Annotated in this window: 27 protein-coding genes; 8 read left to right on the top strand and 19 right to left on the bottom strand. The window is 41.2% G+C overall.

Features of this window, described 5'->3' with window-relative positions; translation table 11 throughout:
* Positions 1 to 66 precede the first annotated feature (66 nt).
* The 6 genes from CCS77_RS07550 to CCS77_RS07575 all read left to right on the top strand — a co-directional run bounded on the left by CCS77_RS07550 (position 67) and on the right by CCS77_RS07575 (position 4,362).
* Positions 67 to 900, top strand: a complete 834-nt coding sequence (locus tag CCS77_RS07550) for a DUF234 domain-containing protein (RefSeq protein WP_021088030.1) — start codon at positions 67 to 69, stop codon at positions 898 to 900.
* Positions 897 to 1,883: a sensor histidine kinase gene (locus CCS77_RS07555; protein ID WP_107917030.1), complete on the top strand. Its 987-nt coding sequence runs from the start codon at positions 897 to 899 to the stop codon at positions 1,881 to 1,883. Before CCS77_RS07550 ends, CCS77_RS07555 begins: the two co-directional genes overlap by 4 nt.
* Positions 1,883 to 2,539: a cysteine hydrolase family protein gene (locus CCS77_RS07560; protein WP_107917031.1), complete on the top strand. Its 657-nt coding sequence runs from the start codon at positions 1,883 to 1,885 to the stop codon at positions 2,537 to 2,539. The genes CCS77_RS07555 and CCS77_RS07560 overlap by 1 nt, the downstream gene beginning before the upstream one ends.
* Positions 2,540 to 2,758: 219 nt before the next feature.
* A complete protein-coding gene (gene exbB, locus CCS77_RS07565; RefSeq protein ID WP_002939864.1) occupies positions 2,759 to 3,187 on the top strand; it encodes a TonB-system energizer ExbB in 429 nt (142 codons plus the stop codon).
* A complete protein-coding gene (gene exbD / locus CCS77_RS07570; RefSeq protein ID WP_107917032.1) occupies positions 3,174 to 3,557 on the top strand; it encodes a TonB system transport protein ExbD in 384 nt (127 codons plus the stop codon). The genes exbB and exbD overlap by 14 nt, the downstream gene beginning before the upstream one ends.
* Before the next feature lie 37 nt (positions 3,558 to 3,594).
* Positions 3,595 to 4,362, top strand: a complete 768-nt coding sequence (locus tag CCS77_RS07575) for an energy transducer TonB (protein WP_201741735.1) — start codon at positions 3,595 to 3,597, stop codon at positions 4,360 to 4,362.
* A gap of 33 nt (positions 4,363 to 4,395) precedes the next feature.
* Here the strand turns inward: CCS77_RS07575 and CCS77_RS07580 are convergent, their stop codons facing one another.
* The 9 genes from CCS77_RS07580 to gap form a co-directional block, all read right to left on the bottom strand.
* The gene (locus CCS77_RS07580) at positions 4,396 to 5,073 is read right to left on the bottom strand and encodes a DUF4272 domain-containing protein (RefSeq protein ID WP_107917034.1); all 678 of its coding nucleotides are present in this window, start codon (positions 5,071 to 5,073) and stop codon (positions 4,396 to 4,398) included.
* Positions 5,074 to 5,112: 39 nt separating this feature from the next.
* Positions 5,113 to 6,459 (bottom strand): FAD-dependent oxidoreductase, encoded by a 1,347-nt coding sequence (locus tag CCS77_RS07585; protein ID WP_107917035.1) that lies wholly within the window; start codon positions 6,457 to 6,459, stop codon positions 5,113 to 5,115.
* A gap of 128 nt (positions 6,460 to 6,587) precedes the next feature.
* On the bottom strand, positions 6,588 to 8,546 hold the full coding sequence (locus CCS77_RS07590; protein WP_236635260.1) for a TonB-dependent receptor domain-containing protein: 1,959 nt from the start codon (positions 8,544 to 8,546) through the stop codon (positions 6,588 to 6,590).
* A 274-nt stretch (positions 8,547 to 8,820) separates the two neighbouring features.
* Positions 8,821 to 9,843, bottom strand: coding sequence for an NADH:flavin oxidoreductase/NADH oxidase (locus CCS77_RS07595; RefSeq protein WP_107917036.1), 1,023 nt, complete (start codon positions 9,841 to 9,843; stop codon positions 8,821 to 8,823).
* A gap of 534 nt (positions 9,844 to 10,377) precedes the next feature.
* Positions 10,378 to 11,046: a DUF2625 family protein gene (locus CCS77_RS07600; protein ID WP_107917037.1), complete on the bottom strand. Its 669-nt coding sequence runs from the start codon at positions 11,044 to 11,046 to the stop codon at positions 10,378 to 10,380.
* A gap of 78 nt (positions 11,047 to 11,124) precedes the next feature.
* The gene (fabI, locus tag CCS77_RS07605) at positions 11,125 to 11,943 is read right to left on the bottom strand and encodes an enoyl-ACP reductase FabI (RefSeq protein WP_009294739.1); all 819 of its coding nucleotides are present in this window, start codon (positions 11,941 to 11,943) and stop codon (positions 11,125 to 11,127) included.
* 167 nt (positions 11,944 to 12,110) lie between these two features.
* Positions 12,111 to 12,791 carry a triose-phosphate isomerase gene (locus CCS77_RS07610; RefSeq protein WP_107917038.1) on the bottom strand — a complete coding sequence of 227 codons (681 nt, stop codon included), beginning with the start codon at positions 12,789 to 12,791 and terminating at the stop codon, positions 12,111 to 12,113.
* Between the two features lie 3 nt (positions 12,792 to 12,794).
* A complete protein-coding gene (locus CCS77_RS07615; RefSeq protein ID WP_002941208.1) occupies positions 12,795 to 13,994 on the bottom strand; it encodes a phosphoglycerate kinase in 1,200 nt (399 codons plus the stop codon).
* A gap of 16 nt (positions 13,995 to 14,010) precedes the next feature.
* The gene (gene gap, locus CCS77_RS07620) at positions 14,011 to 15,009 is read right to left on the bottom strand and encodes a type I glyceraldehyde-3-phosphate dehydrogenase (RefSeq protein WP_021083664.1); all 999 of its coding nucleotides are present in this window, start codon (positions 15,007 to 15,009) and stop codon (positions 14,011 to 14,013) included.
* A gap of 79 nt (positions 15,010 to 15,088) precedes the next feature.
* Between gap and nadD the strand changes: the two genes are divergently transcribed.
* The gene (gene nadD, locus CCS77_RS07625) at positions 15,089 to 15,970 is read left to right on the top strand and encodes a nicotinate (nicotinamide) nucleotide adenylyltransferase (protein WP_002941412.1); all 882 of its coding nucleotides are present in this window, start codon (positions 15,089 to 15,091) and stop codon (positions 15,968 to 15,970) included.
* Here nadD and CCS77_RS07630 read toward each other — a convergent pair.
* On the bottom strand, positions 15,954 to 16,937 hold the full coding sequence (locus CCS77_RS07630; RefSeq protein WP_107917039.1) for a YeiH family protein: 984 nt from the start codon (positions 16,935 to 16,937) through the stop codon (positions 15,954 to 15,956). The genes nadD and CCS77_RS07630 overlap by 17 nt on opposite strands.
* A gap of 104 nt (positions 16,938 to 17,041) precedes the next feature.
* Here CCS77_RS07630 and CCS77_RS07635 point away from each other — a divergent pair, with 104 nt between their 5' ends.
* Positions 17,042 to 17,971: a sugar transferase gene (locus CCS77_RS07635; protein WP_103611086.1), complete on the top strand. Its 930-nt coding sequence runs from the start codon at positions 17,042 to 17,044 to the stop codon at positions 17,969 to 17,971.
* A 50-nt stretch (positions 17,972 to 18,021) separates the two neighbouring features.
* Here CCS77_RS07635 and argS read toward each other — a convergent pair whose 3' ends face one another.
* The 9 genes from argS to iadA form a co-directional block, all read right to left on the bottom strand.
* Positions 18,022 to 19,605, bottom strand: coding sequence for an arginine--tRNA ligase (gene argS / locus CCS77_RS07640; RefSeq protein WP_103611085.1), 1,584 nt, complete (start codon positions 19,603 to 19,605; stop codon positions 18,022 to 18,024).
* Between the two features lie 9 nt (positions 19,606 to 19,614).
* Entirely contained in the window at positions 19,615 to 19,836 is a 222-nt protein-coding gene (gene tatA, locus CCS77_RS07645) for a twin-arginine translocase TatA/TatE family subunit (RefSeq protein WP_021087958.1), read from the bottom strand.
* Between the two features lie 51 nt (positions 19,837 to 19,887).
* Positions 19,888 to 20,499, bottom strand: a complete 612-nt coding sequence (gmk, locus tag CCS77_RS07650) for a guanylate kinase (RefSeq protein WP_009294763.1) — start codon at positions 20,497 to 20,499, stop codon at positions 19,888 to 19,890.
* Complete coding sequence (locus tag CCS77_RS07655; RefSeq protein WP_107917040.1) at positions 20,500 to 22,056, bottom strand: Highly acidic protein; 1,557 nt, start codon at positions 22,054 to 22,056, stop codon at positions 20,500 to 20,502.
* 56 nt (positions 22,057 to 22,112) lie between these two features.
* Entirely contained in the window at positions 22,113 to 22,874 is a 762-nt protein-coding gene (gene fliR / locus CCS77_RS07660) for a flagellar biosynthetic protein FliR (protein ID WP_107917041.1), read from the bottom strand.
* 90 nt (positions 22,875 to 22,964) lie between these two features.
* Entirely contained in the window at positions 22,965 to 23,609 is a 645-nt protein-coding gene (locus CCS77_RS07665; protein WP_002941236.1) for an ABC transporter ATP-binding protein, read from the bottom strand.
* Positions 23,609 to 24,673 (bottom strand): translation elongation factor Ts, encoded by a 1,065-nt coding sequence (gene tsf, locus CCS77_RS07670; protein ID WP_107917042.1) that lies wholly within the window; start codon positions 24,671 to 24,673, stop codon positions 23,609 to 23,611. The genes CCS77_RS07665 and tsf overlap by 1 nt, the downstream gene beginning before the upstream one ends.
* A complete protein-coding gene (gene rpsB, locus CCS77_RS07675) occupies positions 24,673 to 25,461 on the bottom strand; it encodes a 30S ribosomal protein S2 (RefSeq protein WP_002941277.1) in 789 nt (262 codons plus the stop codon). Before rpsB ends, tsf begins: the two co-directional genes overlap by 1 nt.
* A gap of 190 nt (positions 25,462 to 25,651) precedes the next feature.
* The gene (iadA, locus tag CCS77_RS07680; protein ID WP_107917043.1) at positions 25,652 to 26,791 is read right to left on the bottom strand and encodes a beta-aspartyl-peptidase; all 1,140 of its coding nucleotides are present in this window, start codon (positions 26,789 to 26,791) and stop codon (positions 25,652 to 25,654) included.

Consider the following 26,791-nt stretch of genomic DNA (forward strand, 5'->3'; position numbering starts at 1 on the left):
AAAATATGCTACAATCCACCACACAAAGGATACGAAATTTTAGCCATAAAATCGACATTTGAGCGGATGAAGCACCTTGGTATTGCTGAAGTTATAAAATTTCATCTTGTTTTTGATGACTTTTTATTAAAGGGCTCATACTACGATGTTTTTGAGGCGATCAGGGCTGAAATTTTAGATGATTATAAAAATTTGATGGCTAGGTTTTACTTTGACGAGGACAGCGACGAGGCCATCAAAATGGCTCTCATTAAGCTTGCTAGAAGCGACAGGAAGAAATTTAGCGTAAATAAAATTTTGCCCCAAAGCATGACAAATAGGGTCTATGCGAAGCTTTTTAGCAAGGATTTTTTAGTGCTTGAAAAGAGCCAAGAAAAGCCACGAGTAAAAAACAAACGTCAAATTTTAAAAAAGAGCGAGCGAGCTTATAAGATAGAGGATAAAATTCATTTTAATAGCCATTTTTCAAGGTTTTGGTTTAGGTTTATTGAGCCAAATTTAAGCCTTTTAAAAGAGGGTAGGAGTGAAGAAATTTTAGAGCTTATAAGAAGAGAATTTGACGAGTACGCAAGCCTTGGATTTGAGCTTTTAAGCGGCGAGCTAATGGCTAAAAAGCTTGGGCTTGATGGCATTTTGTTAAGCTCATTTTGGAGCAAAAATATAGAGCTAGACATGCTTTTTAGCATAAATGGCAAGATAATAGTCGGCGAAGCAAAATATAAAGAGCGAAAAATTTGCAAAAATGTCTTAAATTTAGTCCTTCACAAGTGCGAAAGACTAGGCATAAAGCCTGATATCGTGGCGCTTTTTTCAAAAAGTGGCTTTAGCAACGAGCTTTTGGGCTTAAAAGATGAGCGGCTTAGGCTTTATGAGATAAAAGATTATGAGGAGTTGCTGTGAGTGATATCGATATACAAAATGGCCTAAAAAGCCTAATAGAGCAGACTTATCTGATAGAGCGTGAGTATAAAAATTTGACCGCTTCTTATATGGGACTGCAAGATTTTATAAAAGATATCGTAGAAATTTTGCCAAATGCCATTTGGGTGCTTGATCAAAATGATGAAATTTTCTTGCAAAACTCAGAGGCGCAAAAGCTTGGTAAAGCGCTAAATTTCATCCCAAAAGATGAGGGCGAGCTAAACTTTGGCTCACAAATTTATCTAGTAAAAAAGGTGGTCAAAGACGATAAAAAGATCATCTCAGCTACCGACATAACGCAAGAAAAACGCACCGAGCGCCTAGCCTCAATGGGTCAAGTAGCAGCGCACCTAGCTCACGAGATAAGAAACCCCATAGGCTCTATCTCACTTTTAAACTCCACGCTTTTAAAAAGGGCTGAGCCAAAAATTTTGCCTATCGTCGAGCAGATACAAAAGGGTATTTGGCGGGTTGAGCGCATCATCAAAGCCACACTTCTTTTTACAAAAGGGCTTAGCATCACGCCAAAGGAATTTAACTTTTTAGACATCAAAAGCGAGTGCGAGGAGGCGCTTAAATTTTATGAATATTCAAAAGAGATAAGTTTTGAGCTAAATTTCCCTGACGCCTTTTATTGTGGCGACTTTGACCTCATCGCGATGGTCTTTCAAAACATTTTATTTAACGCGATCGATGCTATCGAAGAGGACGAAAACGACGAAGGCGTGGTGAGACTAAGTTACGAAAAGACGCCAAATGAGCATAAATTTATAGTCTATGACAGTGGCGTTTCTATCAAAAATGAAAATATCGTCTTTGAGCCGTTTAAGACGAGTAAACTAAAGGGCAATGGCCTGGGACTGCACCTTTGCTTGCAGATCATCGAGGCGCACAAGGGCAGCATAGAGATAACCCTTGAGCCAAAGACATTTTGTATAAATTTACCTATAAAGGAGAAGTGATGAGTGAAATTTTAGATGAGCTAAATGCGTGGCAAAATGGCCTAAAGGCGCTTAAATTTAGTGAAATTTTTAAAAATGGCAGCGAAAAAGTGGTCTTTATAAGCGTTGATATGATAAATGGCTTTTGCTCTGAAGGCGCACTAGCTAGCAAGCGTGTGGGCGAGTTAGCAAGCCATATAGCAGATACTTTTAGGCTGGCAAGAGAGAAATTTGACCTTAAAAACTACATCCTCATCCAAGATGCTCATGAACCAAATTCAGCTGAGTTTGCGAGCTTTCCAGCTCATGCTTTAAAAGGGCAAGATGAGGCAGAGGCAGTTGATGAGCTACGAAATTTAGACTTTTTTAGCGAGATGAAAATTTTTTACAAAAACTCACTTAGCATCGCTTACTCGCAGGAGTTTAATAAATTTATAAGTAAATTTGATAGCTTTGTCATCATGGGCGACTGCACCGATATGTGCATCTATCAGCTTGTCTCTCACCTAAGACTTAGCGCAAATGAGCAAAATTTAAAAAGAGAGATCATCGTGCCAGCAAATTTGGTGCAAACCTACGATGCGCCAGGGCATAGTTGGGATTTTTATCAAAATGTATTTTTACATCACATGCAAATGGCGCTAAATGCACGTGTGGTAAAAGAGCTAGAAATTTAGCCATATATTTATATTAAAAACAATTATCAAGTTATAAAATTTAGCGCTTATCTATCGTATTAATATAATTAATAACGCAGATTTGCGCTAATATTTAGATCTATTTATTTAAATTTATTTTCTAAGTAAAATATTTTTAGGTTACATTTTTACAATATATTTGACATTAATTATCAATATAGTTATAATCACTCTCAAATTTTAAAACTAAGAGGCATTATGGAACTTTTAAAACACAACATTGACTATATAATCATTGGGATTTTGGGCGTTATGAGCTTTTTTGTGCTTTGGTATACGATCGAGCGTATCATTTTTTACTCACGCGTCGATATAAATAGCTACAAAAGCATCGAAGAGCTCGATGAGGCGCTAACAAAAAATTTAACCACGCTTTACATCATCTACTCAAATGCCCCATATATCGGACTTCTTGGCACAGTTGCTGGCATCATGATCACGTTTTACGACATGGGTATGGCTGGTGGCATCGATACAAAAAGTATCATGATCGGCCTATCTTTAGCGCTAAAAGCGACCGCATTTGGCCTACTTGTGGCGATACCTACGCTCATGATCTACAATGGCTTTGTTAGAAAAGTCGATGTCATGATAAATAGATACAAGGCCGAAAATGCGTCTAAATAAAAAAGATGGGCTAAATATCGTCCCATTTATCGATATCATGCTCGTTTTGCTAGCCATCGTGCTAAGCATCTCGACCTTTATCGCCCAGGGCAAGATCGCAGTCGATCTACCAAGCGCCAAAAGCGCACAGCAGGATAAAGAGGATGAGAAAAAAGTGAGCGTCGTTATCGATAAAGATAATAAATTTTTCATAGACGATGTGGAAATTTCAGAAGATGAACTGAAAGATAAGCTAAATGCTGTGGATATAAAAACCTTAATCGAACTAAAAAGCGACAAAAACGCTAAATTTGAGAGCTTTGTGAAGGTCATAGATATATTAAAAGAAAAGGGACACGAAAACTTTGCAATCCAAACAGTCTCTGAGTAAAATTTCAAACTATAGTGGCTTAGCAGTATCGGCGATAGTGCATGTAGCAGCGGCTTATTTTTTGCTTTCACATAATTTTAGTGAGATAAATATAGGCGAGCAAAAACCTATAAAAATAGCTCTAAATTCATTCACTCCAGTGCCGCAAACTACGGCTCCGCAGATAGCCGAGCAAGTGCTAATACCTGAGCCAACACCCCCAGCTCCACCGCCACCACCTCAGCCACCAAAACCAGAACCTAAGCCGGAGCCAAAAATAGAGCCAAAGCCACTACCAAAACCAGAGCCAAAAAAGATAGAAAAGCCTAAACCTGAGCCAAAAAAAGTGGAGAAAAAGCCGCTGCCAAAGCCTGAGCCTCGCCCTGAGCCTAAAATCGAGCCAAAGGTGGAGCCAACACCTGCTACCACTGCGCCATCTCCTGCCGCGACCCCAGCACCTGTTGTAAATTCAAATTTACCAGCAAATAACAAGTCTATCGCCGCAGCTCCAGCTCAAAAAGTAGCCCAAGAGTTAAATTTATCAAACGCGCAAAGCGATGAGGATTTTAGCAAGGTCATAGCGGCTGTGAAAAAGCATAAAAACTACCCAAATAACGCTAGAAGGATGAAGCATCAAGGCGTTGTTGAAGTTAGATTTCTGCTTAAAACAGACGGCAGCATAGACGAGCTAAAGGTTACTAAAAGTTCAGGCTTTGAGTTGCTTGACAATGGTGCTTTAGAAAATGTCAAAAAAGCAAGCTCTGAGTTTCCAAAGCCAAAAGAAGCTCGCTATCTTCGCTTCCCTATAGCGTTTACATTAAGATAAATTTTAAGCTCATTTGAGCTTAAAATTTCTACATCAAGTGTTTAGATCAGGATAGTCCCAGCAGTTAAATTCAGTGCTCAAGTCGTCATTTTCTTGCCCTTTGCAGCATAGCCACTCAAGTCCTGCTCGCCTCTCCATAACGACCTCTTCGTCAAGTCCAGCCACCTTTTTGCCATTTACCCTTGCATCTACGCAGGCCCAGTGATAGCGATAAACTAGATCAAGCTTGCTTAAAATTTCATCCATGCTGCGAAGCTTTGAGCGGCTTTTTAGCCCGCCCTCTCTAAAGACATTCATCACAAACTCACAGTCGCAAATTTTATCCATCTGACCGATATCTTCTGCTATACCAAGCGCCCAAAGCAAGATCCAAAGCGACTCATATTTCCAGCCCATATTCACAGCCGTGTCTATATCGGCTCTATCTTCAACGACCTCTTTTTCTTTTACGCTAAGTCCTTCGTAAGCATCACCTAAAAAGCTCTTTGCCCAAGCCATATTTTCTTTGCCCAAAGAGCCCTCATCACGGATCGTGCAAGCGCACATGATCGCTGTAAATGAGCAAACTGCACGCTTTACTATCTCGTCAATATCTCTTGGCGTAACCTCGCTATTTTCATAGCGAAGTGGCAAGCTCTCAAGCACCGCCACGCCCTCTTTTTTTAAAATTTTTATGTTCTCATCTTTTCTTTGTTGTGCTGTTTTTGGCATATCCACACCTCCTTTAAAAATATCAAACACTCCCATTTTCTACCCAAAAAACTCGGCGTTAAATTTATCTTCGTCAAAATTTTTGCCCAAAAATTTACAAATTTCCTCCATATCAGCCCTCGCCGTTTCAAAACAGCTAGTAGCCCCTGGACTTGGCGTCATATTAAAGCTTATGCCCTCGCCTGTGCTGATCTTGCCCTCGCCAAGCTCTAGTCTTTTTTTATTGCGGTCGATCACCTGCGGCCTTACACCACCAAAATTTACAGCGTAGCTTAGGTCATTTTCGCTTAGGCTTGGCACGATCTTTCTAGCGTCTTTAACAAATTCTTTTTTGTTGATAAATGGCACTTCAAACAAGAAATTTCTTAGTATATAGGACCTTATATCCTCGTCTTTTAGTAAATTTGTAAAGACTTCAAGGACGTTTTTGTCAAATTTTAGGCACTTTAAAAAGTCAAAAAAGCTAGAACAGCCGTGAAATCTCTCAAGCTTTGGTATGACAAGGGCAGTTGGGCCAAAGCGAGTGTTGCCATTGGCTAGGATATCTGGATCGCCGTGGAGTGCGGCAAATGGTAGCTTGTCGTTTTGCACCATATAGACTTTGCCGTTTAGCAGGCGCTTATTCGCGAAATAAAAGCTTCCAGCAACTGGCAGCGTGCTAAGATGTAGCCCACAACCCATCTTGTGAGCTAAAAATAGCGAGTGCGCTCCAGCATCGACTACGACGTAGTTTGCAGTGATCACTTCGCCGTCATTTATCTTGATGTGAAATGTATCGCCCACCTTTTTCATATCAGTCACTTCTGAGCTTAGGCTGATCTCATAGCCATCTCCGCCTAAATTTAGTGCATTTTGAACGAGCGAATTTGCCACGCCACCAAAGTCCATCGTCGTATACTGGCCATTTTGCGTGCCAATAGCGATGATATTTTCTGGGCGCTCATTGCCATTTGCGTCAAAAACGACATTTGGCTCGATCTGCTTTAACTTCTCTTTGTCATAAATTTCAAGATAAGCAAATAGCTCTTTAAAGCTCTCATATCGCTCCTTGATGCGCTCTACTTCGGCATCTCCGATGGCTAGCGTCATCTTTTGATGAGCGAACATATATTTACCATCTAAGTTGTATTTTAGAGCGTATTTTACTGGCATATTTGCCACTTGTGAGACTTTTTTTGCCTTTTCTAGCGTGTAGTTTGTCTCGATATCGCCGCAGTGGATGGTCTGTGAGTTGCCCTTGCCACTTGAATTTAGCGTCGCTACGCCGTCATATTTTTCTAAAAGTGCGACCTTTTTTATATCGCTAAATGCAGCCAACTCGTAAAAGAGTGCCGTCCCGCTAATACCCGCTCCAACAATTGCCACTTCAAAGTGCTTTTGCCTCATTTTATCCCCTGAAAGTTTAGTCGCACAAATGATACTATATTAAATTTAAATCAAACAGCAAAAAGCGAGGCGTGAAAAATAGGCTGTGTAAAAGTGAAATTTGGCAAGGCTCTCACCTTGCCATTAAGCTAAAATTTATAAGAGACATTTACCTTGAAATTTCTGCCTGGCTCCCAATCTACGTAGTTTGAATCGCCTGTGTAATCTGCCATCCTTTGTGATTGCGAAGCGTATGCTTTGTTAAAGAGGTTGTAAATTCCAGCATTTATCTCAAGGCCTTTAAATTTACCGCTGCTTGGCGCATAGGTAGTGTAGATGTCGCTAACTGCGTAGCTTGGTATCTTAGCGCTCTTATCATTGCCAGCTGAGACGGTATTTTTCGAGGCAAAGTAGATTAGGTTGTAGCCTATTAGCGTATCGATGCTAGAAAATGCGTACTCTGCGTTAAATGTGTATTTATCGCCCTGATCTCGGTAGCCGATGACGTTTGAAGCGTAGTAGCCGCCTGTTGAAGTATTTACAACTCTATCTTTATATTTTACATTTTGATGAGTGTAGCTAGCAGCTAGGCTTAGTGCGTCTAAATTTAGCCTTGCAAGTAGCTCAACGCCGCTTATATCAGCCCCGCCAGCATTTTTTCTAATCATTATCGGATTTGTTCTACCACCTGCTGCGTTATTATCGACTATTAAATTTTTATATTTTGTCATGAAATATTTTGCAGAGAGGTTATATGAGCTAGCTTCATTTATATCGCCGTGGTATTTAAGACCAGTTTCGTAGCTGTTGCCAGTTGTAGGTTTCAGATCTTTGTTTGCTTCCCAGCTTCTGCTTCCACCTGCCATCATCGACTCCATAACGTCAGGCCCTCTAAAGACTCTTGCATAGCTTGCAAATGCGTTAAGCCCTTTAAATATCTCATAATCAAGCGCAAGCGCTGGGGTAAATTCGTTAAATTTATAGGTATAGCTCTTTACATTTCCAGCTCTGCCGTCGTAGCTTTTTAGCTCATGGTGAGTATATCTGATACCTGGAGTGATAGTTAGCGAGCTAAAATTTAGCGCATCTTCTGCGTAGATAGAGTAGTTATTTACCTTTTCTGGGTAGTGATTATCTGGTTTGTTGAAATTTTTACTTTGGTAAAACTCAGCGCCGTATCTAAGCGTCTGTGTCAAAGCACCACTCTCGACTACACTTTTAGCCTTTGCGTTTATGCCGTTTGTTTTTACGCCTAAAATTTTTAAGACTGGGTCATCTTTTTTATGCTCGGTATTGTATACCGTTACATCTAAATTTAGAAGATCACTTGGTTTATACTCGTATTTTAGCGTTGTAGTATCACGTTCATATTTGCGGTAGTCGTCGGCATTTTGTTTATCGTGCCAGCTACCAAATTCTGCTCTAAATGGATAAATGCCTTTAAATTCATTATGCTCTCTTGAGATAGAAATTCTATGTGCATCAAGGAAGCTATAGCCAAGCTTTAAAAGATAGCTAAGATCGTTTCCGTCGCCGCCTATCTTTCTTTTGTTGCCACTTTTGCCGTAGTCGTAGCCCTTGTGATTAATAGCAGCTATAAAATCAAGCCCTTCAACTGGTGCAGTAAAGAGCATAAGGCCTTGAGAAAATTCGCTGTTATTTGAGGCGTATCCAGTCTTTATCTTTGCACCGATCTTCTCGCCGCTTTCTAGCAAGTCTTTTGCATCGACCGTTTTAAAGGCGACTGAGCCACCAAGCGCGCCTGAGCCATTTACGACTGACCTTGAGCCAACCTCAACGTCGATAGCTTTTATGAGATCAGGATCGATCAGCAAGTCGGCGTTATGGTGAAAAGTATTTCCATTTTGTTTCGCGCCATCTATCGTGATATTTAGACCGCGGTCACTTACGCCTCTCATATAAATTTTTTGATTCATGCCGTTTGTGCCGCCCACATAGACGCCAGGGATGTCCCTCATCACGTCTTTTGCTAGGCCAGCGTTTCTAGTTGAAATTTTGATATCATCAACGCCGTATCCACCGCTGCTACTTGTCACCTCAACACCGCTTAGCACGCTCTCGTCTGCTGCGTTTGCACAAACTGCCACGCTTGCTGCAAAGAGAGAGCTTAAATAAGCCCTTAAATCTCATCTCTCCTCCTAGTTTGATTATTAAAATTACTATTTTAGTTTATAGTCTAATTTTGAAATTGAATATTATAATTTTAAATATAAATTTCAGGTAAAAATTTAAAATAAATGCGATTTTATAGCTATGAAAATATAAATTTGTATTTGTTGTGTAGAAAAAATAACAAGTAAATTTTGGATATTTTGTTTAAGAAAAGTGAAATTTGGCAAGGCACTCACCTTGCCGTAAATTTTAGTATGCCCTTTTATAGGCGTTTTCTATTTTGTCATTTTCGCCAAATTCTTTCATGGCGCCAAAAGCAAAATATGGGTTGCGCAGTAGCTCTCTGCCAAGCGCCACGCCGTCGCAAACATCGCCAAGCAGCAACGCCTCACACTCGCTTGCCTTTGTGATGAGACCGACTGCGATAACTGGGATTTTGACTGCATTTTTCACCGCTTTTGCGTAGCCAGCCTGATAAAGAGGCGTAAATTTAGGCGCATTATCAACTTTTGCATAGACTCCGCCAGCTGAGACGTGGATGAAGTCAGCCCCATTTTTCTCTAGCTCACGCGCTAGCTTTACGCTCTCCTCTACGTCCCAGTCGCCCTTAAGCCAGCTACTTGCACTTATCCTAACACCAACTGTGATATTAGCGCGAGCCTTGATCTCTCTTAAAATTTCAAGCAGCAGCCTTATGCGGTTTTCAAATGTGCCGCCGTATTCGTCACTTCGCTTATTTGTGCCAGCACATAAAAATTGATTTATCAAATATCCATGCGCCGCGTGTATCTCCACAGCCTCGTATCCTGCGCTCTTTGCCCTAATGGCCGCATCCACAAAGCTTTGCTTGACGCTTGCAATATCCTCTGCGCTCATCTCTTTTGGTGTGCCGTAGTCTTCACTAAATTTGATAGCACTTGGTGCGATGATGCCCTCACAAGTGCCCTTTCTGCCAACGTGAGCTAGCTGGATGGCCATTTTGGCGCCGTATTTACTACAGCCTTTTACTAGCTCCGCGTGAGCCTCGATCTGCTCGTCACTCCAAAGCCCAAGGTCTTTTTTGGTGATCCTGCCGCGCGCCTCCACAGCCGTCGCCTCAACGATGATCATGCCAACGCCGCCGATCGCCCTTGTAGCGTAGTGGAGCTTGTGAAAGCACCTTGGACGGCCATCCTCTTTTTTGACCTCATACATACACATCGGAGCCATGATAATACGGTTTTTGATCTCGATGCCGCCTATCTTAAGCGTCGTAAAAAGCTTGTTTTGCATGAAATTTCCTTTAAATTTTTTAGTTATTTTAGGATATTTGTTTAAATTCTTGGATTTATCTAAAATTTATCTATTACGACGTAGAAAGTTCAAGCAAATTTTAAAATTTCATGAACGAGTAATTTCGGCTCTAAAATTTGAGCTAAGCTGCAAGCGAAGCCAAATTTTAGTAGTCAATTCTTAGGAGTGAGTGAAATTTTAAAATTTACAAAATAGCAAATTTCTCTTTTAAAAATACAGACCTTAAATTTAAAAACTTTTTTATTCAAAAGGGTGACAAGGGGACTTAAATTACGAAGCCGTCCCCTTATCCCCCTTTTTAAATCCCCCAAACCCCTCGCACGTTAGAGGTAGCATGCTTTAGTGCTTTGCACTGCATGCGGTTAGAAACTCGAGCAAATTTTAAAATTTATAAACAAGCATATCACGGCTCTAAATTTAGTGGTGAGCTTTGCGAGACCTAAATTTAATAGTCTGCTAAGGCGAGTGAGTAAGATTTTAAAATTTGCAAAATCTAAAATTTATAAAAGCAATCTATTTCTTCCCCTTAAACAAAGAAGCAAAATACTCATCGATATTAACGCCATCTTTTTTCATATCTTTAAGCCTTAGTTTTACGTCGGCGTCTTGCCAAAGAAGTGGTGGTAGCGCAAACATCACCTTATCAAGGCTAAAACCTCTCACATCTTCGCGCCAACCATCCCAGCGGTAAAGCTCGTAAAATTTAGATATATCCCCACTTAGCGCCCAGTATAAAAACTGCGAGTAGCCAAGCTGCGTATCTTCCCATTTGGCGCTATCTGGTGCGTAGTAAAAGACGTTGCCAGCTTTGCCACCAAAGGCGCCACCATTTACCGCGAAAAACCCGCCCAAAACATCATCCGCCACGAGCAAATAGCTAGGCATCTGCCCTACTTCGATAAAGCTTTTGCCAAGATTGAAACTGTAAATTCCGCGCTTCATCTGCTCGCATCCTGAGCCAAGCAGGCGCAGCCAACCGCCATCTATCACTATTCCGCCGCACCCATAAACAAGCGCTCCCATCGGCGATCGAGTGGTGACTTGAAGCCCTAAAAGCTCCTTTTGCGCCCTGCTCTCGTCGCGAGGCAAAATTTCATAATCATTTTTGGCCTCTTTTAGCCACTCTTCGATCAGCGCCCAGCCTGGCTCATTTGTATCTATAAGCTCGTCTAAAGCTCTCATTTTATATCCTTGCGATAAATTTGGTGAAATTTAAAAGAAGAATTTGGCGAGTCGCCCCGCCAAATTTATATCGGTAGATTATTTTGCGTCCCAAGCTAGAATCGTGTTGCCCTCGGCGTCGGTAGCCACGTCGCCCATGCCCATGATGTTGTAGCCGCAATCTACGTAATGAACCTCGCCTGTTACGCCGCTAGCTAGGTCGCTAAGCAGGTACATAGCGCTGTTGCCGACGTCTTCTGTGGTGACGTTACGTTTTAGCGGGCTATTTACTTCGTTGTAGCGTAAAATCATCCTAAAGTCGCCTATTCCGCTTGCGGCAAGCGTTTTAATTGGGCCTGCGCTGATCGCATTTACGCGGATATTTTTAGCGCCAAGGTCGTGTGCTAGGTAGCGAACTGAGCTTTCAAGCGCTGCTTTTGCAACGCCCATGACGTTGTAGTGTGGCACAAATTTTGGTCCGCCAAGGTATGTAAGAGTTAGCACCGAGCCGCCCTCTTTTAGCACCGGTAGGACCGCACGAGTAAGGCTTAGTAGCGAATAAACACTAGTGCCCATCGCTATGTCAAATGCCTCTTTTGTCGTATTTACAAACTCGCCCTCAAGCGCCTCTTTTGGTGCGTAAGCCACAGCATGCACGACAAAATCGATCTCGCCAAGGTCTTTTTTGATTTGATTTGCAAGCCCGTCTAGGTGAGCTTGGTTATTTACGTCAAGCTCGTAGACAAATTTGCTACCAAACTCCTCAGCGATCGGCTCTACGCGCTTTTTAAGAGCGTCATTTAGGTAAGTAAACGCCATCTGCGCACCTTGATCGTGACAAGCTTTTGCGATGCCATAAGCTATTGACTTGGCGTTGGCAACGCCTACGATCAGACCTTTTTTACCTTTTAGTATCATCATTTCTCCTTTTATTTTGTTTGACTTTTAAGCGATATTTAAATTTTAAACCAAATTTAATAGCGGCAGTATCGTGAGATGAATTTTAATGTTGTGTAGAAATTTTAGGTCAAGACTAGGCAAATAGCCTGTCGCAGACTTAAAATTTCGAACTCATTAAAAAGCGCTCACGAGACAACGCGTATCAAATTTAGAAAATTATTCGCATCCCAGCTGGCTGTGCCTACTAAAACCCCATCGCAGCTTTTGATACCTGCGATATCAGCGATATTTGCTGCATTGACGCTTCCGCCGTAAAGTAGCGGCACATTTGCCTTTGTCTTTAAAAAACTTAGCACCTCATCTATCTGCTCTATGCTAGCGCTTTTGCCAGTTCCTATCGCCCAGATCGGCTCGTAGGCGATAACTAAATTTTTATAGCCCAGGTCGATATTTTCAAGCTGGCGGCTTAGAAATTCTTTGGTCGCTCCGCTCTCATTTGTGCTTAAATTTTCGCCGATGCAGTAGATCACGTTCCAGCCATTTTTTGCGGCAAAGTCAAATTTTGCTCGCAAAAACTCCTCGCTCTCTTTTAAAATTTCACGCCTTTCAGAGTGACCGATCAGCACGTCTTTTATGCCAAATTCATCAAGCATAGCCTTGCCGATCTCGCCAGTAAATGCCCCACTCTCGCACGGGTAGAAATTCTGCGCCCCAAGCCTAAAAATATGCCTTTTTTCATCAAAAGCACTAGCTGGAGCAAATACGCTCACATCGTCGTTTGCGCTTAAATTTGCGTCTAAAATTTTCGCGTACTCTCTAAAGCTCTCTCTTGTGTGGTTGCACTTTAAATTCGCTAGAAATTTCAAGACCTACTCCTCTTTTCTAAGCGGCTTTATGCCAGGCAGCTCTTTGCCTTCAATGAGCTCCAAGCTCGCACCGCCGCCAGTTGAGATAAATGTCATCTCATCAGCATCGCCTGCGCGCTCGACCACGTCAGCCGTATCGCCACCTCCAACGACGGTTGTCGCGTGAGTGTCGATGATAGCGTGGCTCATTTTGATACTACCCTTGCTAAATTTATCCATCTCAAAAACGCCCATAGGTCCGTTCCACCAGATGGTTTGCGCATCGGCGATGACCTCTTTAAATAGCCTAATCGACGCTGGTCCGATGTCAAGCCCCATCCAGCCATTTGGGATCTCTTGGGCAGGGACATATTTTACGGCACTTTCAGCTGAAAATGTCTGAGCAGCGACGACATCTACTGGTAGGTAAATTTTCACTCCTAGCTCTTTGCCTTTTTGTAAAATTTGCCTTGCATCTTCGATGAGCTCTTCTTCAAGGAGCGAATTTCCGATGTTTTCGCCAAGTGATTTTAAAAATGTAAATGCCATGCCGCCACCGATTATCAGCTTATCTACGCGTGGTAAAAGGTTATGCAAGGCTTGAAGCTTGCCACTTACCTTTGAGCCGCCCACGACTGCGACAAATGGACGAGATGGATGTTTTATCAAATTTTGAGCGAAATTTATCTCTTTTTGTAGTAAAAATCCCGCTGCCTTGTGCTTTTCATCGTAAAATTTAGTGATCGCTTCGACAGATGCGTGAGCCCTGTGGCAAACGCCAAATGCGTCGTTTATGTAAAATTCGCCAAATCCTGAAAGCTCTTTTGCCAAAGCCTCGTCATTTTTGGTCTCGCCCTTTTCAAAGCGTAAATTTTCTATCATTAAAATTTCGCCTGGCTTTAGAGCCGCAGCCTTTGTTTTAGCGTCATTTCCGATCACATCTTCAGCAAATATCACCTCTCTATCAAGCAGTCTTGATAGCCTTTTTGCTACGCCTTGAAGTGAAAATTTCTCTTCATAGCCGTTTTTTGGACGCCCCAAGTGACTGGCCAAAACCACGCTGCAGCCATTATCTAGGCAGTAGCGGATAGTTGGTATCGCTGAGCGGATCCTGCGGTCATCAGTGATGTTTAAAAACTCGTCCATAGGCACGTTAAAATCGCACCTTATAAAGACTTTTGCACCATTAAGCTCAAGGTCGTTGATCGATAAAATATCACTCATTTTTTACCCTTTAAATTTACTTTGTAGCCACGATCTTAGCAAGATCAACAAGCCTTGTTGAGTAGCCCCACTCGTTGTCGTACCACGCAAAGACCTTCACCATATCATCAGCGATAACCTGTGTAGTGTCGCTCGCTACGATGCTGCTAAAGGTGCTTGTACAAAAGTCACTGCTAACTCTGTAGTCGTCATCAACAAATAAAATTCCCTTTAAATTTGACTCCGCAGCCGCTCTAAATGCCTCGTTTATCTCATCTTTACTAGCTGGTCTTTTTAAAACCGCCGTTAGATCGACCATTGAGACATTTGCCACTGGCACGCGCACTGCTTGACCGTGCAGCTTGCCGCTTAGCTCTGGAAGCACTTTTGCGATCGCTTTTGCAGCTCCGGTGGTCGTAGGTCCGATATTTAGCGCTGCTGCGCGCGAGCGACGGAAGTCTTTAGCTTTTACATCAACTAGGCTCTGACCATTTGTATATGCGTGGATCGTAGTCATTAGCCCTTTTACGATGCCAAATTTATCGTTTAGCACCTTTGCTACTGGAGCTAGGCCGTTTGTGGTGCAACTTGCGTTTGAGACGATCGCTTCGCCTGCGTATTTATCGTCATTTACGCCAACTACAAATGTGGCAGTGTCGTCTTTTGCCGGAGCACTCATGACGACTTTTTTTACACCACGAGCAAGATATGGCTCACATTTTTCGGTGGTTAAAAACTTGCCAGTGCACTCTAAAACCACGTCTACGCCGTAGTCTGCGTAGCTAAGCTCGTTTAGATCTCTTGTAGAAAAAACTCTTATCTTTTTGCCATTTACTTCTATAAAATCGTCGCTTATCACCTTAACGTCTTGCTTAAATTCGCCATGAACGCTGTCGTATTTGAGCAAATACCTCGTCATATCCCTTGTTGCGGTGTCGTTAATAGCGACAAGCTCAACATCATCACGCTCTAAAATAATACGAGCAGCACACCTACCGATACGCCCAAAGCCGTTTATTGCTACTTTAACTGACATCTTAGCTCCTTTTGATATAATTACGCCTAATTCTACAAAAAAGAATTTTAAAACAAATATAAACAAGGCACTTTAATAGATGAAGTTAGCACTTTTTGGCGGGAGCTTTGATCCGGTTCATTTAGGACACGATAGCATTGTGAAAATGGCACTAAGCGGCCTTGATATCGACAAGCTCATCATCATGCCAACTTTTATAAGTCCCTTCAAGAGCGAATTTTCAGCTCCGCCAGAGCTTCGCCTAAAGTGGATAAGAGAAATTTGGGGCGGACTAGAGAAGGTCGAGATCTCAGACTATGAGATAAATTTAGCTCGCCCAGTGCCTACCATAGAGACGGTTAAGTATTTGTATAAGAAATTCAAGATAGAGAAATTTTATCTCATAATAGGCGCGGACCACCTAGCTACGCTTGATAAGTGGCATGGCTACGAGGAGCTAAAAAATTTAGTGCAGTTTGTGATCGCTAAGCGCAATCACATAGAAATTCCGCAAAATTTACAAAAAATGGACGTGCACGTGGATGTTAGCTCGTCGCAGATCAGGCATCAAAAGGGGCTTGATGAGCTGCCTAGCGAGATAAAAGATGAGATTATAAATTTTTACCAAGGATTAAAGATGCAAGAGAGATCGATGCAAGAGCGCACCGAAAGTATAGTTAAGGTTTTAGACGCAAAAAAGGCTGAAGAGATACAAGTGTTTGATATGAGTGGGGATGATTATTTCGTAAAGGCCGTAGTTATCGCTACTACGCTTGGCGAGAGGCACGCTTACTCGCTGGCTGAGGATCTAAAAGAGGAGCTTAAGCCTCTTGGGGAGAAATTTATAGGTACGGAGAGCTCGCCTGATTGGATAGTGATGGACCTTGGCGACATTTTGATACATCTTTTAAGCCCAGCTTACAGGGCAAAATACAACATCGAAGAGTTTTTGCAAAAGCTAAAAACTAGCAAAGAGTCTTAACAAAAACAAGCGATGAGCAAATAAGCCATAAAAATATAAAAAATGCTAGCAAAAATGGCTTTTTGCCCGTCGCTTTAAAAATGCTTCTATCTATCCCAAATCCTAAAGCACACATCGCAACGCAAAGGCAAATGCTAGCGGCTAGCTTTAAAACTTGCACCAAATTTTCAGGGAAAAATGGCAAAGATCTAACGCATATCGCCACTAGGAAAAATAGCGCAAACCAAGGTATGCTCTTTAGCTTTGAGCCGTCACTATTTTGGCTTAAATTTAAGAAATTTAGCAAAAACAAAAATGGTACTAGCATGATGACACGAAGCATTTTTATGATGACAGCAGTGCTGCTTGCTGTGCTATCAAATGCCGCTGAGGCTGCCACTACGTGGGCTACCTCGTGAAGTGAGCCACCGATAAAAAAGCCAGTTTGGTGTGGCGTGAGAGCTAGAAATTTAGCGATAAATGGATAGATAAACATGCCAATCGTCCCAAAGAGCACCACTGTGCAAATGGCGATAGCAAGCTTGTTTGCGTCTGCTTTTATCTCATTTTGAGTAGCCATGACAGCAGCTGCGCCACATATACTTGCCCCTGAGCCAATGAGCACGGCACTATCCTTGCTAAGTCCCAAGGCTTTGGCTACAAAAAGCGCAAAGCAAAAGGTTGCAAAGACCATAAAAGCTGCATATATCACGCCTAGGGTGCCGACACTTGCGATCTCGCTAAGGCTTATGTTAAAGCCAAAAAGTATGATGCCTAGCCTTAAAATTTGCTTCCCAGCGATCGCCACGACGCCACTACTTTTTAAAATTTGAGTCTGTTTGGTGAAAAGATTTGCAAAAATGGCGCCTAGAATGATAGAGATGATGAGTGGGCTGGTGTGAAATTTAGCCAAAACCGTGTTTGAGAGCGCAAAAGAAATAGCGCAAATCAGCGCTAGAACAAGCACAGTAAGAAATTTATGAGACATATTTTAACCTTAACTCTTTTTTTTAAAAATGCAATTAGCACGTTTAGGTATAATTAGACGAATTTTATAATGCAAATTTAAAATAAAGATAAAGGGATAGGCCTATGATCATCCTTGGCGAAAAATATACTTTCACCAAACTCGAGCTAGAGAAGCTTAGGAAGAAATTTGGCCAGGTAAATTTTTTATCCCCAGAAACTAGCGACGCAAAAACTCTTCGAAGCGCGCTAGAAAATCTCATAAAATCAGGCAATCAGAGGCTAATAGTGCTAAATACCCAAAATCCCGTTGATAGCAAACTGGTGAGATTTCTCACGCTTTTGCAGTTTAAGACGAAGTATAAAAAGATCAAATTTCTAAACGTGGAGAGCTTTTTAGAAATTTACTTGCAAAAGTGCTACATCCCAGAAAATGGCGAAAATTTAAACTTTTTAAACGATATCAAGCCTTACAATGCCCTTGAATACGCCTTAAAACGCGTGATCGACTATGTAAGCTGCTCACTGCTTCTTGTGATGCTTTTTGTGCTTAAATTTTACGTAAAGAAAAAGATAGACGAGCAGTCCCCTGGTAGCCTTTACTTCTTGCAAAACAGGGTTGGGCTAGATACTAAAATATTTAAGTGCTATAAATTTAGAACGATGCATGAAAACTCAGAACACAACCCATACACGCAAAAAAACGACACAAGAGTATTTAAATTTGGCGAATTTATGCGCAAGACTAGAATGGATGAAATACCTCAATGCATCAATGTATTTCGCGGCGATATGCACCTAATTGGACCACGTACAGAATGGGATATATTAGTTCATGACTACGAAAAAAAGATCCCTTACTACAATGAACGCCACATCGTCCGCCCAGGCATCACTGGCTGGGCGCAGGTAAATTACCCTTACGGCGCAAACACACACGACGCCAAACAAAAGCTAATGTATGATCTTTACTACATAAAGCACTGGTCACTTTGGCTGGAGATAAAGATCATAGCAAAAACTATTGCGATTATATTTGAAAAAAGGGGCATTTAGTCAAACCCGCATATCCCTTTTTGACTAAATTTGTTTGGCAGCTACAAAGTCTACATCCTATCTTTAGCTGTGATTCCCATTATATTAAATGCTGTTTTTATCGAGACAGCAACGACTGCAAACACCTTTAACAAACTATCTTCATTTTCGTTGCCAACCACGCGGTTTTCATTATAAAATTTATGAAAGCTAGCAGCCAGCGACTTTAGATAGTCTGGTATTTTTTGAAGCTGCCTTGAGACAAAAGCATCCTCTAAAATTTCAGGCAAGATTAGCGCTTCAAAAAGTAAATTTTTGGCATTTTCATCTAGACACTCAAAGCCAGCATTTATCACGTCACTAACGCTTTTTCCAGCCTTTGCAAAAATTTGATTTATCCTAGCATGAGCGTAATTTATATAAAAAATAGGGTTTGAGCTATCCTCTTTTTTAAGCTCATCCACATCAAATTCCAAACTACTCGTATTTGCTTTACTTATAAAGATAAATCTAAGCGCCTCAGCACCGATCTCGCTTGCGATATCACTCATCAGCACAGCATTGCCAGCGCGCTTGCTCATTTTGTATGGCCTGCCTTCTTTTAGCAGACTAACCATCTGCATAAGTATCACTTCAAGCCTGTTTTCATCATAACCAAGGAAATTTATCGCAGCCTTTAGCCTTGCTATATATCCGTGGTGATCCGCGCCCCAAATGTTTATATAGTGGTCAAAATTTTTCTCAAATTTAGCGTTATGATAGATGATGTCACCAGCTAAATATGTTGGTCTGCCGTCATTTCTAACCACAACCCTATCGTTATCGTCGCCAAGTGCGGTAGAAGCGATATAAGTAGCGCCCTCTTTTTCATACATTTGATTTGAACGTTTTAGCTTTTCTATAGTTGGCTCCAGGCGGTCGTAAAGTGCTTTTTCGCTGGCCCAGCTCTCTATAAATATCCCAACATCAGCCAAGTCTTTTTTGATGATCTCAAGCACGATATCCTTGCCAAACTCGGCAAGTTCAAGGTTTCTGCTCTCGTCATAAAAAATTTCCTTGCCAAATTTCTCATTTGCAAGCTTAGCGATATCTAAAATATAATCCCCGCGGTAGTATTTCTCTGGATAGACGACGCTTTCGTTAAAAAGCTGCTCTTTAGCCGCAAGTGATATCGATGTACCAAGCAGATCTATTTGATTGCCAGCATCGTTTATGTAGTATTCTGTTGAGATAGCATAGCCAAGTCTTTTGCCAAGTCTTGCCAAAGTATCGCCATAAACTGCGCCTCTAACGTGTCCGATGTGAAGCGGCCCAGTTGGATTTGCGCTGATGTATTCTATTAAATAGCTATCTTTTTTTGCATCTTCTTTTGCAAAATTTTCACTATCTAGTAAAATTTGCTTTGAAATTTCCTCTAAAAATTCGCTCTTAAGCTTAAAATTTAAGTAGCCATTTACCGCGCTAGCTTCAACTATCTTACTGTCACTAAATTTATCAGCAAACTCGCTAGCTATCATAGCTGGAGACTTTCTTAGCTCTTTTGCGAGGCTAAAAAGCGGCGTCGCATAGTGAGCTAAATTTTTATCCTTTGGCTTTTCAAGCACAAATTCTCGCTCTAAAACCTTTGAAATTTCAGCTTTTACTTTATCTTTCAACTCTAAAACCTACGCGTTTTTAGTTGTTTCTTCTATCTTTTGACTAGCTGCACTCTCTTCTTTATGCTCGACTTTCTCGCTCTTTTCAGGTGTTGTGTCTTCCATCTCGGCTTTAAAAGTCTTTATGCCCTTACCTAGTCCTTTTGCAAGCTCTGGGATCTTCTTTGCTCCAAAAAGTAATACAATGATCGCCAAAACGATCAACCAGTGGCCAATACTAAAAGAACCCATCTTTTCTCCTTATCAAATTTTCTCAAAATATTATCATAAATTCCTGAATTTCTAACAATCTATCCACTCGTCGATGACGTTTCTTAAATTTATCTTAGCACTTTTTAACCTCATCGCTCGAAGGATTGATTTTAGCCCTTTATAGCTCTTTTCTATATCATCATTTACTAAAAAATAATCATACTCTAAAATATGCTCCATCTCTCCAACTGCGTTCATTAAGCGATTTTCTATCGTTTCGTCACTATCTGTTCCGCGGTTTTTCAAGCGCCTTTTTAGCTCTTTTTTATTCGCAGTTGTGATAAAAACTGAAGTGATGTAGCTTTTAAATTTCTCAAGTGCGATGTGAAAGCCCTGCACATCGATGTCAAATATCACTATCTTTCCAGCTTCAAGCGCTGCTAAAACTGGCTTTAGGCTCGTGCCATAGTAGTTTTTATGCACCTGCGCCCACTCTAAAAACTCGCCTTTTTCTATGCCGCTTTTAAATTCATCTTCTTTTATAAAATAATAATCCACCCCATCAACTTCGCCTTCTCTTTTGGCTCTTGTTGTGCTTGAGATAGAAAAATATAGGTCTTTCTCCTCCTTTAAAAGACGGCCCAAAAGCGTGCTTTTACCGCTTCCACTAGGTCCTGAAACTACTAAAATTTGTCCTTGCAACTACTTTTCCTCGAAACTTATATTTATCTTGATGTTCATATCTTTTAGCACATCTCTTAGTGAGCTCTCATTTAGTGACTCGTGGACGTGTTTTGTTATCTTTTTAGTTAGCTCTTCTTTATAGTCTTCTTTTGTCTCATTTTTTGAGCTTGTTTTAGGCATATCTTTTAGTCCAAATGCCGCTAACATCGTGTTTTCATCTATATCATCTATCGATGCCGCGTCAAAATTTAACTCACTTGATGCCGCGTCTTTGCTCTCTTCTTGTGCGTTTTCTTCTTGAGCATTTTCTTCTTCAAAAGTTTCATCCACAAGGCCTAGATCTTCTTTAGCTTCTGGCTCACTCACATCTTCTAGCTCTTCTGCTGGCATCTTGCTAGAAGCGTTTTCGCTATCACTAGGCTCTAAATTTTCTAGTTCCTCACTTGAAATTTCATCCAAAGCCTCTTCTTCTATATCTTCTTCTACTTTTTCATCATCTACTTGAATTTGCTCTTCCTCAGCCTCAGATATCTCATCTAAATTTTCCTCATCTTTAGGCTCATCTTCTAAATTTGCCTCATTTTCAAGGCTATCTTCATCATCAAATTTAGCTAGATCGTCTATATTTAGATCTTCTTGCTCTAAATTTTGAACATCTAGCTCAGCGTCATCTAAATTTTTATTTTCTTCGTCAGTCTCTCCACTATTTAGCTCTTCATCAAGCGAATCAATCTCACTAAGCTCAAATTTACTCTGATCTATCTCGTCAAGCTCGCTACCCGCGTTCTCTTCATCAACCAAGCCTGCAACGTCATTTTGGCTAATAATATCATCTAAATTTTTATTCAGCTCTTCATCTGCTTCAGACTCTTCTGGCATATTTTCTATCTCATCGACAAGCGCACTAAGCTCTGCTAGATCGCCATCTTTGCTCTCTTCGCTCTCATTTGCATCACTTATCGCTTCGCTAGTCTCTTCATCCACGCTCTCATCAACAAGGTCTTCGCTAGCAAGCTCTTGTAGGTCCTCAAGCTCTTCTAAAGACTCCACATCGCTAGCTTCATTTTCCTCTTGCAAGTCGCTCTCGTTAATCTCCTCACTTGGGCTATCTATGCCACTTTCTAAAAGCTCTTTGTCAAGGTCTGCGAAATTTTCTAAATTTGTATCGATATCAGGCAGCTTAAACCCTGACATCTCGTCAAAATTTATAGCCTCGTCGCTAAAATCACCAAAGTCGCTTTCGCCCTGCTCACTAGCATTTTGCTCGGCAACTGGCTCATCTTTTGGGATATTTTGCTCAAAAACACTTATAAATTCAGTTGGTAAAAATGGTTTTTCAAGCATCAAAGTAGCAAATTCTGGTTTGCTCTCGCCACGACTTGCTAGATACATCACCTTTTTATCTGTAGCTAGCTCGCTACTATCCACGTCACTGTCGATTATGATAAAGTCAAACTGAGCATCGTCAAATCCATTTAGATCCTCAAATTCGCTATATTCGGTGCCGATTTTATTCAGACTTAAAGTTATCAGACGTGAAACTGCTGGATTTTTATTTATTAGAGCAACTTTCATCATCCCTCCTTGTAATAGTAAAAGCCTATTCTATGATAAATTTCATTGCTATTTTCTTAAAAAAACAGAGCCGGCAGATCATTTATCACTTTTAAAAGTAGGTCACTCATGATCTTCATAATGCCTGCTAAAATGGCTATCAAAACGGAAAATCCTATCGTCACTTTAATAGGATAGCCGATGACTAGTAGGTTAAACTGCGGCATCGTCTTCATAAGCATGCCAAAAATGGAGTCTGAGAGCAAAGAAAGCGCGATGATAGGAAATGACATGATAAAGCCAAACATAAACAAATTTGTAAATAAATTTATCGCATAGCTCATGATGCCAGGGCGTGGATAAAAATCTCCTAGAGGCACCACAGCAAGTGAGCTAGCGTAAAACTGAAGGAGCAAATGATGTCCATCAAATGCCAAAAATGTTAGCAGTGCGATGAAATTTATAAGGTTTGCTATGACTGGAGAGTTTGTACCAGTTTGCGGATCAAGTACCGACGCCATCGAAAAGCCCATGACCATCGAGATTTGCTCGCCTGCCATTTGAAGCGTGGCAAATATGATGGTTAGCATAAGTCCAGCACTAAGACCTAGCATCACCTCGCCAAGTATCTCACCGACTAGGAAATTTATAGAGTTTTCATGAGCTTTTGAGAGAGGAAAAAGCACGACACAAAGAACAAAAACTAAAAGCGTTTTTACGCTAAGAGGAATTTGATTGTGCGAATAAAATGGAAAAAAAACGATGAGACCGCTTAGGCGTGCAAATAAAAGCATAAAAACTATGGCCTTATCAGCTCCAAAAAATTCTACTAGTTCCATTTTGCTCTTTTAAATTTTTTGCTAATTTTACAAAATTTTACTTTGTTTTTTAAATTTAAGCGGTAGTTTTTAGAAATTTGAAGCTAAATTTTAAGAAATTTGCACAAGCTCTTTGTTCTCAAGCTTGTATGAATTGTCACATTTTGCGGCTAGGTCGTTGTCGTGAGTGACTAGAACAAGGGCAGCATTATTTTCATTTATATAGTCAAATAAAACTTGCATCACTTCATTTGCTGTTTGCTTATCAAGGTTACCCGTTGGCTCGTCTGCAAAGATGATCTTTGGCTTTTTGGTAAGCACTCTAGCGATGCTGACACGCTGCTGCTGGCCGCCGCTTAGCTCACCAACTTTTTGATTTATTACGCTTGAAATTTTAAGCGCTTCAAGATCATTTTTTTCTATATTTTCGCCAGATAAGATGCTTGCAAGCTCGATATTTTCATAAGCACTAAAACCTTTAAAAAGATAGTGCGACTGAAAAATGATGCCAAAATGAAGCCTTCTAATAGCCAAAAGCTCATTTTGAGAAAGCTCATAGATCGATCTATCTTGATAGATGACCTCGCCAAAATTTGGCTTTAAAAGTGTTGAAAGTATGTGTAAAAGTGTTGATTTGCCACAACCGCTAACGCCTGTTATCGCGATGCTTTGTTTTTGATTGAGAGTTAAATTTATATTGTTAAAGAGCGTATAATCATACGCAAAGCCTAGATTAGACGCTCTTAAAATTTCCATTAGCCTATTTGAGCAGCAACTTCTGCAGCAAAGTCATCTACTTTTTTCTCTAAGCCTTCGCCAAGCTCGAAACGAACGTATTTTACGATCTCGATCTTGCCGCCAAGCTCTTTGCTCTTCTCTTCGATAACTTGTTCGATAGTCTTTTTATCGTCCATTACATAAAACTGACCTAAAAGTGTAAGGCGTTGGTCAAGCACTGTGTTATCAGCGTAAAATCTCTCAATCTTACCAGGGATGATCTTGTCCCAAATTTTCTCAGGTTTGCCCTCAGCTTTTAGCTCTTCTTCGATCGCTTTTGTAGCTTTTGCAAGCTCTGCCTCACCTATCTGGCAGCGGCTAGCATACTCAGGGATGTGGTGAAGTGGCTTGCCTAGGCGTTTTAGCTCTTCGTTTTCTTTTTCAAGCTCAGCGCGAAGTGCGATAAATTCTTTCTCAACAAAATCTTTATCAAGGTCTTTGTAGCTTATAACGCTTGGCTTCATAGCAGCTGCGTGCATGCATAAATTTCTTATAAATTCAGCTGCTTTGTTTGCAACTTCAGCACTTTCGCAAGCTGCACCGATAAGCACGCCAACACGGCCATTTGAGTGAACATAGCCATTTACCACGCCCTTATCATCAGCGCTAATAGTCTCAAAGCGGCGAACTACGAGGTTTTCGCCGATAGTTGCGATCTGAGTTTTGAAGTATTCTTCAAATTTAACACCATTTAAAGTGCTTGCATTTAGCTCTTCAACTGTTTTTATGCCACTTGATTGGATGTGAGCTGTTGTGTCTTTTGCAAGTGCTTGAAACTGTGGGTTTCTAGCAACGAAGTCAGTCTCAGAGTTGATCTCGCTGATAGTTGCTTTTTTGCATTTTGAGCAAACTTCAACGCTTACTAAGCCCTCACTTGCAAGGCGGTCAGCCTTTTTAGCAGCTTGACCTAGGCCTTTTTCACGAAGTATATCAACAGCTTTTTCCATATCGCCATTTGCTTCGCCAAGTGCCTTTTTGCAGTCCATCATGCCAGCTCCGGTTGATTCGCGGAGCTCTTTTACCATTTGTGCAGTTATTTCCATTACTCTTCGTCCTCGCCAAAGTCTTCTTCACTCATAGCTTCAGCTACAACTGCGTCCTTCTCATCTTGGCTTACTTCTTCGCCAGCAGCTTGCTCGCCACCATCTTGCTCAAGAAGTGATTTGCCTTCGTTGATCGCCTCAGCCATCTCTTGGCAGAAAAGTTGAACAGAGCGTATCGCGTCATCGTTTCCTGGGATAGGATAATCAACAACGTCAGGATCGCAGTTTGTATCGATAGGTGCTACAACTGGGATTTTTAGGCGATTTGCCTCTTGAACGGCGATCTTTTCTTTAACTGTATCAACGACAAATATCATATCAGGTAGGCTTTTCATATTGCGGATACCGCCAAGAGTTGCGATAAGCTTCTCTTTTTTGCGGCGAAGCATCAAAGCCTCTTTTTTAGTTAGTAAATTTATCGAACCATCTTCTTCCATAGTCTCAATAACTTCTAGTTTGCGGATAGACTGGCGGATAGTACCGAAGTTTGTCATCATACCACCTAACCAGCGGTGATTTACATAAGGCATTCCACATTTTTCAGCGTACTCTTTGATAGCGTCGATAGCTTGTTTTTTAGTACCGACAAATAGCACTGACTTGCCTTCAGCAGCTGCGTCACGAACGATGTTGTAAGTGTAGCGGAAGTAGCGGATAGTCTTTTGTAGATCTATAATATAGATACCTTTTCTCTCGCCAAAGATAAATTTTTTCATCTTTGGGTTCCAGCGGCGTGTTTGGTGACCAAAATGTACGCCACACTCTAATAAATCTCTCATAGTTACCATGAGTTTCTCCTTGTTTTAGGCATTTTGCCTTGAATTTAGTTTTATCCTCCACGACCATTAATGCTTTCGCACAACCAAATTTAGGATTGTCGTGTGTGAAATAAAGCTTGGATTATATTGAAACTTGGCTTTATTGAAGCTAAATTTAAAGATATTTTTAGCTACAAATAAAGCTCAAATTTCTTTAAATTTACTCGAAAAAGCCTTTTTTAACGACCTTTTCATCTTTAACGCAAAACTCGCCTTTTGCAATCACGTCGTATAAATTTAACTCCTCGTCAAAGACACAAAGATCAGCGTCATTGCCAACTTTCACTTCGCCTTTTTGACTTAAATTTAGATATCTCGCCACGTTTTTGCTCATCAAAGCCAAAGTATCTTCTATCTTTAAAATTTTATTTCTTACCAAAGCTTGCAATACCTCTAAATTTGACGCACATGAGGCACAGCCGTATCCCACTAGCTCGCCATTTTCGTTAAATTTAGGCACGCTGCCGTTGCCATCTGAGCTCATCGTTAGGCGCTCTAAATTTAGCCCATTTTCAAGGCCATAAGCCACCACCTCGTGGAGTGGGGCAAATTTACTCCCACCACTTGTGATATCGACATTTCCGCCCATTTTTTGAAATTTTAAAGCCTCGTTAAAAAGATCTTTTGTCCTAGCGCAGTGTGTCGGCGAGAAGTAATGAACTGGGAATTCATAGTCTTTTATCACTTTAAAGACATTGTCAAATTTCTCGCTTAGTCCGCCCATGTGCATGTGAAGCACGCCACCTTTTTTAGAGACCATGCCGCCTATGCGTATCTTGCTTAGAATTTTGATAAGCTCCTCTTTTGAGACGTAGCTGCCGCGGTTGTCGGTCAGTGCGATCTTTACGCCGATCACTTTGTCGATTAGTATGAGGTCCTTTGCGATGTCGCCGGTAAATGTCACACAGGGGCTTGCATATGAGCCAGTGTGGATGAAGGTCGAGATGCCCTCAAATTCGAGCGCTTTTGCTTTCGAGTAGAGATTTTCTAGGCTTCTAGTGACACCATCAGTCCCCAAAACGCCAACAAGCGTCGTTGTGCCGTATTTTACGATCTGGCTAAGCGTGATCTCAGGCGTTCTTGAGTGATATCCAGCCTCGCCGCCGCCACCCGTGATATGCACGTGCTGATCAATGAGACCTGGAGCTAAAACCTTGCCTTTTAGATCGTAAATTTCAAGCCCTTCGATGTTAAAATTTAGCCCCTCGCCGATGGCTAAAATTTTACCGCCACCTACCAAAACATCGCGCTTGCCAAGAAATTTTGGCGTGTATAGATTAGCATTTTTAAGCAAAAGCAT

It is taken from the genome of Campylobacter concisus, assembly GCF_003048375.1.
Lineage (GTDB): Bacteria > Campylobacterota > Campylobacteria > Campylobacterales > Campylobacteraceae > Campylobacter_A > Campylobacter_A concisus_T.